The following is a 15923-nucleotide window of genomic DNA, read 5'->3' as shown; positions in this document are numbered from 1 at the left end:
TATGGAAAAGCTTTTCAAATTGAAGGAACACGGCACTGATCCACGTACTGAGGTCATCGCCGGCTTTACCACCTTCCTGTCAATGGTTTACATCTTGGCAGTTAACCCTAACATTCTTTCAGCGGCTGGAATGGACCGCGCAGGAATCTTTACTGCTACAGCAGTTTCTGCCGCATTCGCAACACTATGCATGGCATTCTTTGCTAACTATCCAGTTGCACTTGCTTCAGGAATGGGTCTAAACGCATACTTCGCTTATTCGGTTTGTATTCCGATGGCTGAAGCAGGAATTAAAAACCCATGGACAATTGCTCTAGCGGCAGTATTAATTGAAGGTATTGCATTTATCCTTCTGTCTCTGACAAACTTCAGAGAAAAGCTCGTTAACGATATCCCAGAAAGCCTCAAGTACGGAATTACAGCAGGTATAGGTCTATTTATCACAATCATCGGCCTAAAGGGTGCTGGAATCACAGTTTCAAACTCTGAAACACTCGTTGAACTTGGTGCAGTAAACACACCTCAGTTCATTCTAGCACTTGTTGGACTTCTAATGATCGCAGTAATGCACCACTTCAAGATTAAGGGTGACATTCTTATCGGTATTCTTGGAACATGGATTCTAGGCATGATTGCACAGGCTGCAGGCTGGTATGTTGTAAATCCAGAAGCAGGTGCATTCTCACTATATCCAAGCTTTGAGGGAAGCAGCTTCATCCCTAAGGCACCTGAGCTATTCGCATTTGACTTCGCATGGATTGGCCAGCACATAGTAAGCTTTGCTACAATCGTATTCTCATTCCTATTTGTTGATATTTTTGATACAGTAGGAACACTTATCGGTGTTGCATCAAAGGGTGATCTCCTAGATGAGAATGGCAAGCTTCCAAACGCTAAGGGCGCACTTCTTGCAGACGCTGTTGGTACAGTTGCAGGTGCATGCCTAGGTACATCAACAGTAACAAGCTATGTTGAGTCATCAGCAGGTGTTGCAGTAGGTGGACGTACAGGTATGACAGCTCTTACAGCTGCAGTACTCTTCATCATAGCTCTATTCTTCTCACCAATCTTCCTAGCAATTCCAGGATTTGCAACAACTCCTGCTCTTGTATGGGTTGGACTTTTGATGATGAGCACAGTTAAGAAGATGTCATTTGACGGAGACATCGCAGACGTACTCGGTGGTTTCCTTGCAATAGTCATGATGCCATTCACATACTCAATCGCTAACGGAATCATGTTCGGAATGCTAGCATGGGTAATCCTAAAGGTTCTAACAGGAAACGCTAAGAAGGTTCCATTAGTTATGTGGGTATCAGCGGTGCTATTCGCATTCAGATTCTACACACTTGCACATGGACTTACATTCTAGTAAAGCCTAGGAATTACAAGAATAAAAAACAAATAAATTTGATATCAAGGCGTGCCTCAAGGCGCGCCTTTTACCTTGCAAGTATTTTGCGTCAAAGGTATAATATAAGCGTATGCTTGAGCGTGTTCAAGCATAGAAATCATGTAAAAAAGAGGAAAGCAAAATGCATTATGAAATGAAGATTGCTGGTCTAACAAGACAGCTACCACTTTGTCCGATAAACGATGAACTTTACATCGCAGCCTTTGTAATGTTTGGAGACGTTGCAATAACAGAAGCATCCGCAAAGGAGCTCCTAGCTAAGGCACCTGAATTTGATGTTATCGTAACAGCAGAATCTAAGGGAATTCCTTTGGCTTACGAGATGGCAAGACTTAGCGGTGGTAAGGACTATGTCGTATTTAGAAAAGCAGCAAAGCTATACATGCAGAACATTATAGAGACAAGCGTTGACTCAATTACAACTGACCACGTGCAGACACTATGCATAGGCGAGAAGGAAGCTAGCCTAATTAAAGGCAGAAGAGTCCTCGTTGTAGACGATGTTATCAGCACTGGTGAGTCTCTCCGCTCCATGGAGAAGCTCGTAAATGCTGCTGGTGGAAACATAGTATGCCGTATGGCAGTTCTAGCTGAAGGAGAAGCCGCAGATAGAGATGATATCAAGTATCTTGAGAAGCTACCTCTATTCAATGCAGATGGCTCGATCAAAGAGTAATAGCACATAAGGAGAACAAATGGCTTACGACTACTCAAAATTGCAAAACGGAAGCGATATACGAGGCATAGCTATCGGAAGCCCTGCAGAACCGGTAAATCTCGATTCTGAAGCAGTTTCGCGCCTAGCTAAAGGCTTTCTGTATCTTCTATCACATAAAACAGATAAAGAACCAAACGAGCTTTGCATAGCAGTTGGACGAGATTCCAGAATTTCAGGTCCTGAGCTAGTGCGAGATATAGTCTCCGCACTCACTCCATACGGAGCTAAGGTTTTGGACTCAGGACTTTCATCTACACCTGCTATGTTCATGTCCACAGTCTTTGAAGAGTTTAAATGTGACGGCGCCATCATGGTTACAGCAAGCCACATGCCTTCAAACCGAAACGGAATGAAGTTCTTTGATGTGGACGGCGGACTAGATAAGGGTGACATTGCTGACATAATCACCTTTGCTGAATCTAGTTCAATCCTAGGTAGATTGATTTCAAAACCTGCTTCTGATCCAATCAAAGCTAATTTGATGGATGTTTACAGTGCACACCTAAGAAAGAAAATCGTAAATGCTCTTGATTCTGGAGAAACCCCTCTTTCAGGATTATCTATTACAGTTGATGCCGGAAACGGTGCTGGTGGTTTCTATGCCGAAAAAGTTTTATCACCACTCGGCGCTGATGTAAGCAGCTCACAGTTCCTAGAGCCAGACGGAAGCTTCCCAAACCACATTCCTAATCCAGAGGACAAGGATGCAATAGAATCCATCTGTGCAAAGGTTCGCGAAGCAAAGACCGATTTAGGTTTAATTTTTGATACAGATGTAGACAGAGTTTCTGCAGTTGACGAAAGCGGCAAAGAGATAAACAGAAACGCTATTGTAGCACTAGCAGCTGCACTCATAGCAGATTCACACCCAGGCTCAACAGTTGTTACAGACAGTGTAACTTCTCGTGGTCTGACCGCCTTTCTCGAAGGAAGCCTAGGCCTTAAGCATCTTCGCTTTAAGAGAGGCTATAAGAATGTGATAAACAAGTCTATAGAGCTTAACGAGCAGGGCATAGAAAGCGATCTTGCGATAGAGACATCGGGACACGCAGCATATAAGGAAAACTTCTTCCTAGATGACGGCGCATATCTTGCAACAAAGATAGTAATCGCTGCTGCAAATTGTAAAAAAGAAGGCAAAGGAATCGCATCGCTGATAAGCGATTTGTCAGAACCGCTAGAAAGCCTAGAAGTTCGCTTGCCAATCATAGGAAGTGACTTCGGTGCTGTGGGCGATAGTATAATAGAAGATTTGCGCACGCTAATCTCCTCAGGCGAGCTTTCTGAGTGTAGTCTTGAAGAACCAAATTACGAGGGCGTACGAATCAACTTTAACAATTCATCGATTAAAGGCTGGATGCTCCTGAGAAAATCCCTGCATGAACCTATCATGCCACTAAACTTTGAAAGTGATGTTGAGGGAGGCTGTATCAAAATAGCTGAGCTTCTCATCCCGCTTCTATCAAAATACGAAAACCTTGATATAGGAAAGCTAAAAGACTTAGTTTAAGACATAAAAACTGGCTCAGGCCAGTTTTTTATTTTTGTATACATTTAATTAAAAATATGTTTATTTTTTTACTTATCATTTTGATTAGAGATTAGAATGCAAGGTCTGTAACCATTGAAATTACAAGGATTTTGATATGCTATATTAGTATATTTTGATATCTGAGTGAACAAAATGAAAAAAACATGAAAAAATATCTTGTGTACATAAACAAATTATGTTACAATCCTTATTATTTCCAAACAAAAATTTAAAAAGAAAAGGGGACAAAAACATATGGATAAGAAACTTTCCACAAAAAATTATGTACTACTTGCCTCCCTCCTATTCGGACTGTTCTTTGGAGCGGGAAATCTAATATTCCCGGCGCTTATGGGGCAGATGGCAGGCGAACACACACCAGCAGCGACTATTGGCTTCGTTATTACAGGCGTAGGTCTACCGCTACTCGGTATTATCGCAATTTCACTGTCTCGAAGTGAGGGTCTTTACGACCTAGGTTGCAAAGTATCTAGACCGTACAGTATATTTTTTACTTGCCTACTATATCTAACTATAGGACCATTCTTCGCAATTCCTAGAACTGCGACAGTTCCTTACACAGTAGGTGTAGTACCAGCACTTCACAAGGATTCACCTATAGTGCTTGGACTCTTCTCACTCTGCTTCTTTGCGGTAGTTCTTTGGTTCTCACTAAGACCATCGAACATCCTAGACAGTGTAGGTAAGTACATCAATCCAATATTCCTTGCATTCCTAGCAGTGCTACTAGTAATGTGCTTCGTTAACCCAATGGGTTCAGTTTCAAGCACAAAGGCAACTGGTGAATATGTAACACACCCATTCTTCAGAGGATTCGTTGAGGGTTACAACACCATGGACGCACTAGCTTCACTAGCATTCGGAATCATCATCATCAACGCTGTTAGAAATCTTGGCGTTAATGAGCCTAAGAACATAGCTAAATCAACTGCTATCGCAGGTGTAGGATGTGCGGTTCTCATGGCAGTAATCTACTTTGCACTCGTATTTGCTGGTGCACAGTCAAGAGGAATCTTTGAAGTTCAGCCAGATGGTGGTACACTACTTAACAAGATGGCTGACCACTACATGGGAGGTATAGGCGCAACATTCCTAGCTATCACAATCACACTTGCTTGCCTAAAGACTGCAATCGGTCTTATAACTGCAGGTGCAGAAACATTCGGAAAGATGTTTCCTGGCTTACTTTCATACAAGGCTTGGGCAATACTATTCACATCTGTTTCATTTGTATTTGCAAACTTTGGACTACTTAAGATCATCGCATACTCAATACCAGTATTGATGTTCCTATATCCACTAACAATAGCTATCATCCTAGTGAGCATCGTTGGAGGACTGTTCAATTATCACACAACTGTTTACAGATGGACAATCGCATTCACTATGCTTCCAGCTATCTTCGATGGAGTTAAGAGCCTTCCAGCTGAGACAGTTGCAGCTCTACACCTAGATGGTGTTGTTGCAAAGGTCGGTGCATTCCTTCCACTTTCAGATATCGGAATGGACTGGGTAGTTCCTTCAGTATTAGGCTTTGTAGTAGGACTAATCTTCTACGCATTGAAGAAGGATAAAGGAACGGCTAACGCTTAGTAGCATATAAGAAAACATAATTTTAAATAAAAAATAGTGCAACTGATGTTGCACTATTTTTTACGTCTTTTTACTGGTCTTGTCTTCTTTGCTGCACTGAGCATCTTGCGGTACGCTCGCTTGCTCTTTTGGCTCACAAGCCTTCCTATAGCCTCCGGCTCATGTCTTCTTACCATGTTGTTTTGGTTTGTTCGCATCTCTACAGGCTTTGCCTGAAGCTTGGAATCAGGTATCTTTTGACTTGAATAAAGCCCGTTATATCCCGAACAAAGGTATCCCATGAAGCTAGCTATTGCAAACATTTGCACACCTCCGCCTCCAAAACACTCTATGGCGAGGCAAATCGGTGCTATCATGGTATTTGTTGCTCCTCCGAACAGTGCTACCATAGCGAGCGCTGCGCCGAAGGATGATGGTATGCCTAGTAGCGGCGCGAATACGGCGCCGAAGGTGCTTCCTATGAAGAAGAGCGGCAGGATTTCTCCGCCCTTGAATCCTGCGCCGAGCGTTATTGCTGTGAACAGTATCTTGAGTAGAAACGCGAGATAGTCTTCATTGCCACCTGAGAGCGCCTCTGCTATTGTTTCACTGCCTGCTCCGTTATAGGTATCTTTTGATACTAAAAGGCTTAAAATAATTATAATTATTGCTCCTGAGACTACTCGAATATATGCGTTGTTAAATAACTCATCGTAAATCGCATGTATCAATCTGTAGCTATTGCACATCAGTGTGGATACGAGGCCACAAAGAGATGCGAGCACGAGGATTTTGAGCATCAGTACTGGCGTTGTCGTCGGTATGCTTATATGGAAGCCAAAGGCGACTACGCCAAGCTTTGTTGCAATCCAGTAGGCTGTGTACGAGGACACAAAACATGGGAATACGGCCATTTGGTAGAGGTGTCCGACTTTGATGAACATGACGACGAAGACCGTTGCGGTAAGCGGTGTACCGAAGATAGCCGCAAAGAAGGCTGCCATGCCGGCCATGGTCGCTATTCTGAGGTTCTCCGCGTGGAGTCTCGACTTTCTACCTATGTAGTTGCCTATGCCTCCACCTATCTGAAGTGCTGCACCCTCCTTACCTGCTGAACCACCACAAAGGTGCGTCAGAACTGTACCCACAAAAATAGCAGGAACCAGTCTAAATCTAACAGGTGCGCTGTCGTGCACAGAATCGATTATATCATCGGTTCCCTTGCCCTCAAGCCCTAGCTTTTGATACATGTAGACTATGATTATTCCTGCAAATGGAAGCAAAAAGAGCAGCCACTCGTGCTTCTTGCGAAATACATTCGCATATAATACACCATTGTAAAACAAAGCTCCGATAACACCACAAATCATTCCGATTACAATCGCAATAAGGCTCCATCTAATGATGAGCTTTACATACTGCTTAACGTATTCAGTCTGGGTATATCGCTGATTTTGTTTCAAGACCGCTCCTTATATTATTTAGTTACTGTATAAATTTGTTGTTACATATTCTGGGTCGCAAGTTACATCGATTCCAAGTGATGAAAGTGTCTGCTCGTCTCGGTCTGAGAGAATTGCCGTGCAATGTGCCCTGCATCCATGAAGCAAGGAAAGCTTGCTAGCTGCAAGTCTTGCCTTTTCGTCCGTAACTCCTGAAACTGTAAGAGCCATCAAAATCTCCTCGCAGTTCAGGCTGCTCCTGTCATATCCAAGCACATCTGTCTTTAGGTGCTGCGTTGTCTCAAGAACCTTTGGCTCTATCAAAAGGAGTTCGTCTGGCATTTCTGCTAGATATTTGATTGAGTTCAAAACCACTGCAGCTGCTGCAACCATACGCCTTGAGCTACGTCCCGTTATAACGTGACCATCCGGCATCTCCATGGCCATGGCTACTGCATTCTCGTATTTATCGCAGAGCTCTCTCTTGAATTCCACATAATCTCTAGCTTTCTGAACTACAACTCTATCGCCAACAGCCTTGCCAACTTCCTTCATCAAAAGCTCCGCCCTATCTAGGGAATCGCTCTCAATCTTACCCTTCTTGAAATCGACTGCTGCTATCAGAAATCTCCTGATTATCTCCTGACAAGAAGCCTCCTGACAGACCTCATCATCAGTAATACAAAAGCCTACACGGTTTACACCCATGTCCGTTGGTGACTGGTATTCAGATTCCTCTCCTGTAATCTTCTCAATTATTCGTTTAACTACTGGAAATACCTCAATATCTCTATTGTAGTTGATTGCCTTCTCACCATAAGCCTCTAGGTGGAAAGGGTCTATCATGTTCACATCCTTTAGATCTACCGTTGCAGACTCATAAGCAAGGTTAACTGGATGCTTTAGTGGAAGATTCCAAACTGGGAAGGTCTCAAACTTCGCATATCTTACCTTGCGTCCACGCATAAAGTCATGATATAGCTGGGATAGACATGTCGCAAGCTTTCCTGAGCCTCCACCAGGTCCAGTTACAACGACAAGCGGCTTGGTCACCTCAATGTAAGGGTTTGCGCCATAGCCTTCTTCACTTACAATCGTATCTACATCTGTAGGATACCCCTTTGTAAAGCAGTGCTTATATGTCTTAATTCCGCGTCTTTCGAGCTTTTTGATGAACATGTCAACTGCTGGAGCATCCTCATATCTCGTTATGACTACGCTGTTTATATCTAAATCGTACTTTCTGAATGTATCTATGAGCCTTAGAACTTCGAGGTCATAGGTGATGCCGAAGTCATGCCTCGTTTTGTTAGTCGTTATATCTCCAGAGTAGATGCAAATAATCACCTCTGCTGAGTCCTTCATCTTCTGCAAAAGCTTAATTTTCGCATTCTCATCAAAGCCAGGAAGCACCCTCATAGCGTGCTTATCGTGAACCAACTTGCCACCGAACTCAAGGTAAAGCCTTTCGCCCTGCTTTTCGTTGATTCTCTGCATTATATAATGCGACTGTTCTTCGAGATATTTTTCTGAATCAAAACCTAATTTGTACATAGAGACGCCTCCCGTCTACACTAACATCTGAAAAGAAAGAAATAAGGTGGTTCCAACCATAGAGAGGATAATAACCGCTACTACTATTCTTGCAACCCATCTGTGAAATCTGTTCATACTTACACCTACTGCATTATCTCAATCGCAAGCTCGTTGCGACCTTCTATCATTCCTCTGAGACTAATATCATACTCAAGAGTTATCTTACCGTACCCCTCTGGCGAAAGCTCTCTCTTGATGCTATTCGTCAAAACCTCTAGCGACATAGGCCCATACGGCGTGCTATAATCGCTCTTAAAACGCTTTCCGGTCTCAAACTCTAGTACTGATCCGTACTCACTTGAGTCTCCAATTCTCTTCATTCTCAGGCTGGTATCCGTCAGTTTAAGACTGGTCTTACATCCTGGAAATCCCGAAAACTCACTCTCTTCATATATAAAATACTTGGCTCCGCCCTTCTCGAACATCATGCCGTCACTCACAAATTCGAGTTCTTCTTCGACATTGTCGCCGACAAAACGCTTGCCAGTTATCTTTATCGTGACATTCTTCATATCATTACTGTCCTTTCACAAACTCAATTTGCTATTATACCACAAATAGATATTTTTTTGTTATTCAGCAAGCAAAAAACTTGTATTAAAATCATTTATTTTGCTTTTATAAACCCTTAAACTCTGATAGTATCAAAATATATAAAATCATTGCACAGGATTAACCCTTTTATCACAAAAAAGTCATATATCTTAACTATAATCATACCATAAATAGACAAACTAACAAGGAGGTAAGCTTATGGATCACAATAATGATTACACACCCCCATTTGGCAACAAAGATGAAATAACTCCCCCAAATGAAAATCCATCGGATATAACCGAAGCTACAGCTAGCGAGCTACCAAGTGCTAATAACACTTTCAGCGCAGGCACAGCGCAGACAGGCGTTGATCAAAATCCTGCTTCAAACTTTGATTCAACATCTGCAAACACATCATACAATGCACCAAATAGCACGTCAAATGCAGAATGGGAGTCTGTACCAAAATTTCCTGGCTATGAGAGAACCTCATTTGGCAATACTTCGTTTCAGTCATCGAGCAATCCATTTGAGCAGGAAAGACAGTTTAACACTTCAAGAGGATTTGAAAACTATTCATATGATACTTCACAGCTTAGAAGCTTTGATAGAAAATCCTCTGACGGAAATGGCGGCATGCCTAAAACCAAAACACCTAAGTCCCCTGTTTATATTACCAAGAAGGCTTTTATCATCTGCCTAATTTGCGCAATGCTAGGAACTTCTGGTATAACCATTGGAGGGCTTAAGCTAGCAGGAGCATTTGATGGTTCATACGGTGGAAACAATGTCTCTGCTACAAACTATAAGTTAACTAAATCCAATGGCACAACTAGACCAATCAAAGAAATCGTTTCTATGAACGAAAATGCTGTCGTTGAGATACAGACAGAAAAGGTCAGTGGAGACTCTTGGATTAAGAACTATGTAACCAAGGGTGCAGGCTCTGGCGTAATTATCGATAGCGACGGCTATATAATGACCTGTAATCATGTAATCGATGGCGCTTCGAATATAATCGTAAAGCTCAAAGACGGAACGACCAAGAAAGCACGTCTTATAGGTGCTGATAGTCAAAACGACATAGCTGTTCTAAAAATTGACGGCTCAGGATATACTGCTGCAAGATACGGTGACAGCGATTCTATCTCCGTAGGTGATCAGGCAGTTGCAATTGGTAATCCACTTGGCGAGCTAGGCGGAAGTGTTTCAGCAGGTATCATTAGCGCTCGTGATAGACAAATTAGCGTTGACGGAAAGGCAATGAAGCTTCTTCAGACTGACACTTCAATCAACCCAGGAAACTCGGGCGGTGGCCTTTTTGATGGACAGGGAAACCTAATCGGAATTGTAGTTGCTAAATCGTCTGGTTCTAATGTTGAAGGACTTGGATTTGCAATTCCTATCAACACCGCATCAAAGATTGCAAAGGATCTAATTCAGAACGGCAAGGTTACTGGACGTGCAATAATAGGCGTTAAGATTGTTGATTTATCAAGTGAAGAAGATGCACAAAAATATGGCGTAAGCGCGCCAGGAGTATATATCGATGATGTTGTTACAGATGAGGCGAAGAAATCCGGATTACAATCTGGTGACAAGATTCAATCCATCGGAAAAGCAAAGATAGAGTCAGCTGTAGACCTGAGAACAGCACTAGATAAATACAAGCCAGGTGATAAAATAAAAATCACCGTTTTACGAAATGAAAAATCCGTAGAAATCACAGTAGTCCTCTCGGAAGGTTAACATAGATTAATATAGCTGTATTGAAAAATCCTCAAGATTTATTTCTTGAGGATTTTCTCTATTTTATGGTTTATATTAAATTCTTATAATCTAGCAGCATATACCTGCCTTTTATTATAGCTCCCAGATATTAAAGCTCTCTCTTATCGCGGAAGCCTGTTTTTCCTCCTTCGATGACAAAAGCTCTTAGTGCCTGAATGTGCTCTGAAACAACACGTCTAGCCTCGACACTATCTCCGCTCTTGAGAGCTGCAATGATTCCCCTATGTTCGCTAGGCATGTTCTCATAGCGCGAGAAGTCATCGTAGTAAATGTATCTGAATCTCAAAGCTAGCTCCTGAGCCATGGTGCTGAATTTTACAAGAGTGTTATTTCCTGTAATCTCAACAATTTCCTTATGGAACTGCTCATCACAAAAAATCATCTGCTCTGTATCGTTATGCTTAACTGCAAGCTCATAGTCGTCTGTGATATTCTCCAAACGGTCGATTTCTTCAGGAGTAATGCGCTTTGCTGCAAGCTCAGCCGAAAACCCCTCAAGCTCCTCTCTTACGTCCAGCAGGTCCACCATCTCATCTATGGAAACATCGGATGCATAAGCGCCGTGTCTTGGCTGAATTGTAACAAGGCCTTCCTTCTCCAGCTTACGAATTGCCTCTCTAATAGGAGTGCGGCTAACGCCCATCTGATTTGAGAGATCAACCTCCATAAGACGAGTTCCAGGAACAATACGACCAGTCATAATATTCCTCTTCAGCTCCTCATATACAACCTCTCTAAGAGGTCTGTGGCTACCAATATCCATTTTCACATCCTGTAGGTCCATAAAAATCTCCATTCTGCTTCAATAAGCCCTATATCATCGTCCTTGCCCAAAAGGCAAAGCAAGACTTTTCTTTAAAAACTGTCGCGTACTTCTTAGCCTGACTTTCGCTATCAAATATTGCAAATACCGTCGGTCCGCTACCGCTCATCAGCACCTTCCTCGCACCTTCACAGGTCACAATCATAAAGCGCTTGAGCTCCGCAACCTCTGGATACTCCTTCAGTGTAAACTCCTCGAGGACATTTATCATCTCAGAATACACTGTATTCTTATCACCATATCTCAAAGCTCTACAAAGCTTATCATTATTAGGTCTATCGCTTATCGTACATTCATCAATCCCAGTAAATACCGTCCTTGTTGAAACGCTAAGCCTTGGTGTTACGACAAGTATGCTCGATTTCAGAGGTCTCACTTTGCTAAGCTCAGTGCCCGTTCCTCTTGCTCTCGCACAAGTTGAAGCAATGTTAGAGTATCTGATATTCTCAGGCAAGTCCTTGTTGCTTTTTGCCTGCGCCATCAAACAAAACGGGATATCAGACCCTAGCTTCGCCCCTTGTTCACAAAGCTCTTCTAGCGAAAGCCCTAGCTCCCACATAGCATTGAGTCCATGCATTATTGCCGCAGCATTGCCACTTCCGCCAGCCATGCCCGCAGCAACCGGGATTCTTTTCTTTATGAAGATCTCAATGAGCCCCTTTGGATTCACCTTATCTCCATATTCATCTATCATAAGCTCCGCTGCTCTCCACGCGAGGTTATACCTATTGTTTGGCAAATATCTTAGGTTTGTTCTGAGGTATATTTCAAAACCCTTTAGATTCGCTCCAAAGCTATTAATTGGCTCTGGTGGCATCTCATCTGTGAATCTGATACTTATCTCATCTCTTAGTGATATTTGCTGCATCACCATATCTACTGGGTGCATACCACTTGGCATTACATTGCCAACATCAATGGAAAGGTTAATCTTCGCATAAGAGAAAAGCATTATGGTCTTTTCCACTTTTGCCTCCAATTACGCTATGTGCAAGATCAAAAAGCTTACTTCTTCTTGTTCTTAGCTCTTCTCTTAGCGAGTCGCTCTTCTTCTGCCGCCTGAGCCTCTGCTAGAGCCTTACGGCCAGTTATATATCTTCCGCCAGCTTCAGATATAGGTCTTGGTCCCTTTACCTTGAAGTTGCCGTTATCCTCTTCCTCATACTCTTCGTAATCGTCCTCGTCAGCTTCCTTAGCTGCCTTTTTCGCAGCCTTCTTAGCAGCCTTAGCCTCTTCCTTCTCATGCTGAGCGATTATTTCGCTAACAGGTCTACCTGTTCTCTTAGCTTCCTTGTATGGGTTAAATGGAGCATTGCTCGTATCTGCATCTTCGTCCTCTTCCTGATGCTTCTTAGCCTGTCTGCTTGCAAAGAAGAACATTCCGACCATCATTAAAAGCATCATACCCATGTAAATCTTGTTGTTAAGACTCTGGTTCAATGTCTTAAATTCAATCTTATGATCCTTACCGAGCGTATTTCCATCATTATCAACAAATTTCTTAGAAATAACCAGTGTGTACTTGCTATCACCCTTGATTGCATTCTTCTTGGCATTTACTGTATCGTAAAGCACGAGAACCTGTCCCTTAACATCAGGGTTAAAATACACCTTGATAGGAAGTTCCTTTCCCTTAGCGTCTAGAATCTTAAAGCACTTAGAATTCGCCTTCTGATTCTCCTTCTTGTTCACCTTGTTATTAAAAGTTAGCTTAACGCCGACATTCTCAACAGATGTATTCTTCTGTCCATCCTTAGGGTAGCTTTCCTTTAGCTCAAGCTTACCGCTCTCTGCAAATGCAAACGAGGTAAATATCATCACAATCAATGCTGTTAGGCAAATTCTGATACTCGTTTTCTTCATTACTCTTCCTCCGGTTTTTTCCTTTTATTTCGTAGGTTGCGAAAGAATTCGCGCACAAGCTGCGAACTTTCCTCTGCCATTATACCTCTATCCACTGCAATCTGATGATTTAGCCTCTCATCCTGCACGATATTGAAGACCGATCCACACGCCCCCGTCTTAGGGTCATCCGCACCTATGTATAGATGCTCTATTCTCGACCACACGAGTGCACCCGCACACATACTGCAGGGCTCCATAGTCACATACATATCGCAGCCTATCAGTCTCCAGCCGCCCAAAACTTTAGACGCCTCTCTGATGGCTATAATCTCCGCATGCGCTGTCGGATCCTTGGTAGTTTCGGTCAAATTATGGCCTCTCGAAATGATTTCGCCATCCTTAACAATAACTGCTCCAACAGGTATTTCTCCCATTTCAGCAGCCTTCTGAGCCTCCTTAAGGGCCTCTTTCATATAATTACTCATATACTTTACAATCTTATCACATATACGTGTATTATTCAAGATACAAAATCCACGCTAGCGTGGTATTATCAATCAAAGAAGGTCCATACTTTGATGCTAAATACTATCAAACGCAAGTTGCACAAAGCAGTTTTATGGGTTATCATTTACATATTAATTAATCAAAAAGAGAGGAGATCACATGAGCCTTTTAAGCATTGCCATGATTAGCAAAATCGCAGACATTCTAGTCATCGCCATCATAGTTATATCAGCAGCTTCTGGCTATCGCAGAGGCCTACTGAACTCCTTTTTCAATTTCTTTCGCTGGTCGCTATGTGCAGTTTGTGGAGTTGTCTTTGCTCTACCAATCAAAAACTTCATAGTCAAGCATACTAGCCTTCAGCTCAGCATATCAAAGAGCATCAAAGACACACTAGATTCATCCATAGCTTCAGATAGTTTTATCATGAGCCTGCCACGTCAAATCAGGCTTTTGTGGGATGACATCCGAAACGAGGCAACTTCAAGGATTTCAGTATCTCTAGCAGATACGCTAATCTCCATGCTCTCGTTTACATTACTCTTCATTGCTTTGTTTATGCTAGCACGCTTTACACTTCGCAGCCTCGAGCTAAAAAAACGCGGAGTGCTCGGTCTTTCCAACAGGCTTTGTGGAATGCTCTTCGGCGCACTCAAAGGAGCTTTGCTAGTAAGCATCATAATGCTTATTTCATTCCCTCTGCTCAGCCTGCTAGAGCCAGATACATCAGCTACGATTGCAGAAGGACTAAGCCACGGCAAACTATCAGGCTTTTTCTACAACTCCAATCCGATTACTGACGGTATAACTCTAATATCAAAGCATTCTATCTAGATAAATATCAGCCTCGTAGAGGAACCAATATAGATAAGGTACTTAACAGACACAAAAGGGACGAAAGCTTTTGCTTTACGTCCCTAATTATTATCACTTTGAATTCCTACTTAGAGTAAACGCTCGAAATTCCAAAGTACTCCTCAAGTGTAATCCACTTGCCATTGTTATATAGCTTTGTTGCAAGCTCAGGTCCTACATATCTTACATGCCATGGCTGATATGTTCTTCCCGTAATGGCTTCCTTTCCCTTAGGATATCTAATGATGAAACCATATTTAGCACAGTTTGCGTTAAGCCACTTTCCTGCAGTAGTATCTGCAAAGCTCTCCTGCTCATCGTTTAAATCAAGAGCATATCCTGTCTGATGCTCTGAATATCCAGGTCTAGCAACGGCCTTGTCAGCAGCTTCCTTCCCGTACTTAGAAACATAATCATCGTAGATTTCCTTCTGCACACGGTAAGATCTATATCCACTTAGCAAGCTGAAATGAACACCATCTGATTTCGCATCATCGAGAAGCCTCTTAAACTCTGTATACGCATCGTTTTGGATAGCACCTATGCCATAGTCCTCAGGAAGCGAGAAGCTGTTATTTACAATCAAAATACCATCTATGCTAGTAAGCCCATCCACGCGTGTAAGTGTAAAGCCCTTACCTGTTACAAAGCTCATATCTCCTTCGGTTTGATCCATGTCTATAACATTGACCTTGATCTTCTTCTCAGACTTATTTCCGCTATCATCAGTTGCAATTAGAGTCAGGCTATAGCTTCCGGCCTTCTTTGCGTCGTAGCTTCCCTCTGTCTTAAGTTTAAACTTACCTGAGTTATCGCTCACCTTAGCCATATCCTCAATCTTGCTTGCATTTCCGAGTAAGACATTAACTTCGGTCTCCATGCTGATTACCGGAGCCTTAGTATCAACAACATTAACGTCGAAATCGTAGTTCTTATCCTTACCATCTATGCTAAGGACAACCTTATATTTCTTCTTTCCGAGTTTGGAGGTATCAATCTTAACATCCTTCTTCAGCTTGCCACCGTCTATACTCTCAATATAGTCAGACGCCATAGCCTTGCTGTTAATCTCAGCATTTAGGCTATCCTTTAGCTTAACCCTGCTCGCTGTACCAAAGAAATTAAAGTATATAAACAAAAATACTAGGAACGCTAAAAATAGAATTACTACTCCGATTACGATGTCCCTTATATATTGAATTCGCGTTTTCCTCGCAAAGAGATATTTCTTTCTTCCAAACATAGATGTCCCTTTCGGCACATAGCCTATC

General features: G+C 42.4%; 12 protein-coding genes and 2 pseudogenes. 6 read left to right on the top strand and 8 right to left on the bottom strand.

Annotated features, from left to right (window positions below; genetic code table 11):
- The first annotated feature begins 1 nt into the window (after position 1).
- The 4 genes from ADJ67_00875 to ADJ67_00860 all read left to right on the top strand — a co-directional run bounded on the left by ADJ67_00875 (position 2) and on the right by ADJ67_00860 (position 5277).
- Entirely contained in the window at positions 2-1372 is a 1371-nt protein-coding gene (locus ADJ67_00875) for a guanine permease (GenBank protein AKT46398.1), read from the top strand.
- 163 nt (positions 1373-1535) lie between these two features.
- On the top strand, positions 1536-2090 hold the full coding sequence (locus ADJ67_00870) for an adenine phosphoribosyltransferase (protein AKT46397.1): 555 nt from the start codon (positions 1536-1538) through the stop codon (positions 2088-2090).
- Positions 2091-2109: 19 nt separating this feature from the next.
- Entirely contained in the window at positions 2110-3642 is a 1533-nt protein-coding gene (locus ADJ67_00865) for a phosphoglucomutase (protein AKT46396.1), read from the top strand.
- 276 nt (positions 3643-3918) lie between these two features.
- Entirely contained in the window at positions 3919-5277 is a 1359-nt protein-coding gene (locus ADJ67_00860; protein AKT46395.1) for a branched-chain amino acid transporter, read from the top strand.
- 200 nt (positions 5278-5477) lie between these two features.
- Here the strand turns inward: ADJ67_00860 and ADJ67_00855 are convergent.
- The 3 genes and pseudogenes from ADJ67_00855 to ADJ67_00845 form a co-directional block, all read right to left on the bottom strand.
- A pseudogene (locus ADJ67_00855) lies at positions 5478-6719 on the bottom strand (hypothetical protein).
- 18 nt (positions 6720-6737) lie between these two features.
- Positions 6738-8252, bottom strand: a complete 1515-nt coding sequence (locus ADJ67_00850) for a hypothetical protein (GenBank protein ID AKT46394.1) — start codon at positions 8250-8252, stop codon at positions 6738-6740.
- Between the two features lie 125 nt (positions 8253-8377).
- On the bottom strand, positions 8378-8806 hold the full coding sequence (locus ADJ67_00845; protein AKT46393.1) for a hypothetical protein: 429 nt from the start codon (positions 8804-8806) through the stop codon (positions 8378-8380).
- 661 nt (positions 8807-9467) lie between these two features.
- Between ADJ67_00845 and ADJ67_00840 the strand changes: the two genes are divergently transcribed.
- Entirely contained in the window at positions 9468-10580 is a 1113-nt protein-coding gene (locus ADJ67_00840) for a hypothetical protein (protein AKT47611.1), read from the top strand.
- 130 nt (positions 10581-10710) lie between these two features.
- Here ADJ67_00840 and ADJ67_00835 read toward each other — a convergent pair whose 3' ends face one another.
- Genes ADJ67_00835 through ADJ67_00820 form a run of 4 tightly spaced genes read right to left on the bottom strand, consistent with a single transcriptional unit; the run spans position 10711 to position 13787 of the window.
- Positions 10711-11406, bottom strand: coding sequence for a hypothetical protein (locus ADJ67_00835; protein AKT46392.1), 696 nt, complete (start codon positions 11404-11406; stop codon positions 10711-10713).
- A gap of 28 nt (positions 11407-11434) precedes the next feature.
- Complete coding sequence (locus tag ADJ67_00830) at positions 11435-12397, bottom strand: hypothetical protein (GenBank protein ID AKT47610.1); 963 nt, start codon at positions 12395-12397, stop codon at positions 11435-11437.
- 53 nt (positions 12398-12450) lie between these two features.
- The gene (locus ADJ67_00825; GenBank protein ID AKT46391.1) at positions 12451-13308 is read right to left on the bottom strand and encodes a hypothetical protein; all 858 of its coding nucleotides are present in this window, start codon (positions 13306-13308) and stop codon (positions 12451-12453) included.
- Positions 13308-13787: an adenosine deaminase gene (locus ADJ67_00820; GenBank protein AKT47609.1), complete on the bottom strand. Its 480-nt coding sequence runs from the start codon at positions 13785-13787 to the stop codon at positions 13308-13310. Before ADJ67_00820 ends, ADJ67_00825 begins: the two co-directional genes overlap by 1 nt.
- 169 nt (positions 13788-13956) lie before the next feature.
- Between ADJ67_00820 and ADJ67_00815 the strand changes: the two genes are divergently transcribed.
- A complete protein-coding gene (locus tag ADJ67_00815; GenBank protein ID AKT46390.1) occupies positions 13957-14631 on the top strand; it encodes a hypothetical protein in 675 nt (224 codons plus the stop codon).
- Between the two features lie 106 nt (positions 14632-14737).
- Here ADJ67_00815 and ADJ67_00810 read toward each other — a convergent pair.
- Positions 14738-15289 (bottom strand): annotated as a pseudogene (locus ADJ67_00810) (hypothetical protein).
- Positions 15290-15923 lie beyond the last annotated feature (634 nt).

Source organism: Eubacterium sulci ATCC 35585, assembly GCA_001189495.1.
Lineage (GTDB): Bacteria > Bacillota > Clostridia > Peptostreptococcales > Anaerovoracaceae > Eubacterium_B > Eubacterium_B sulci.
This window is presented reverse-complemented; position numbering and strand designations above follow the sequence as displayed.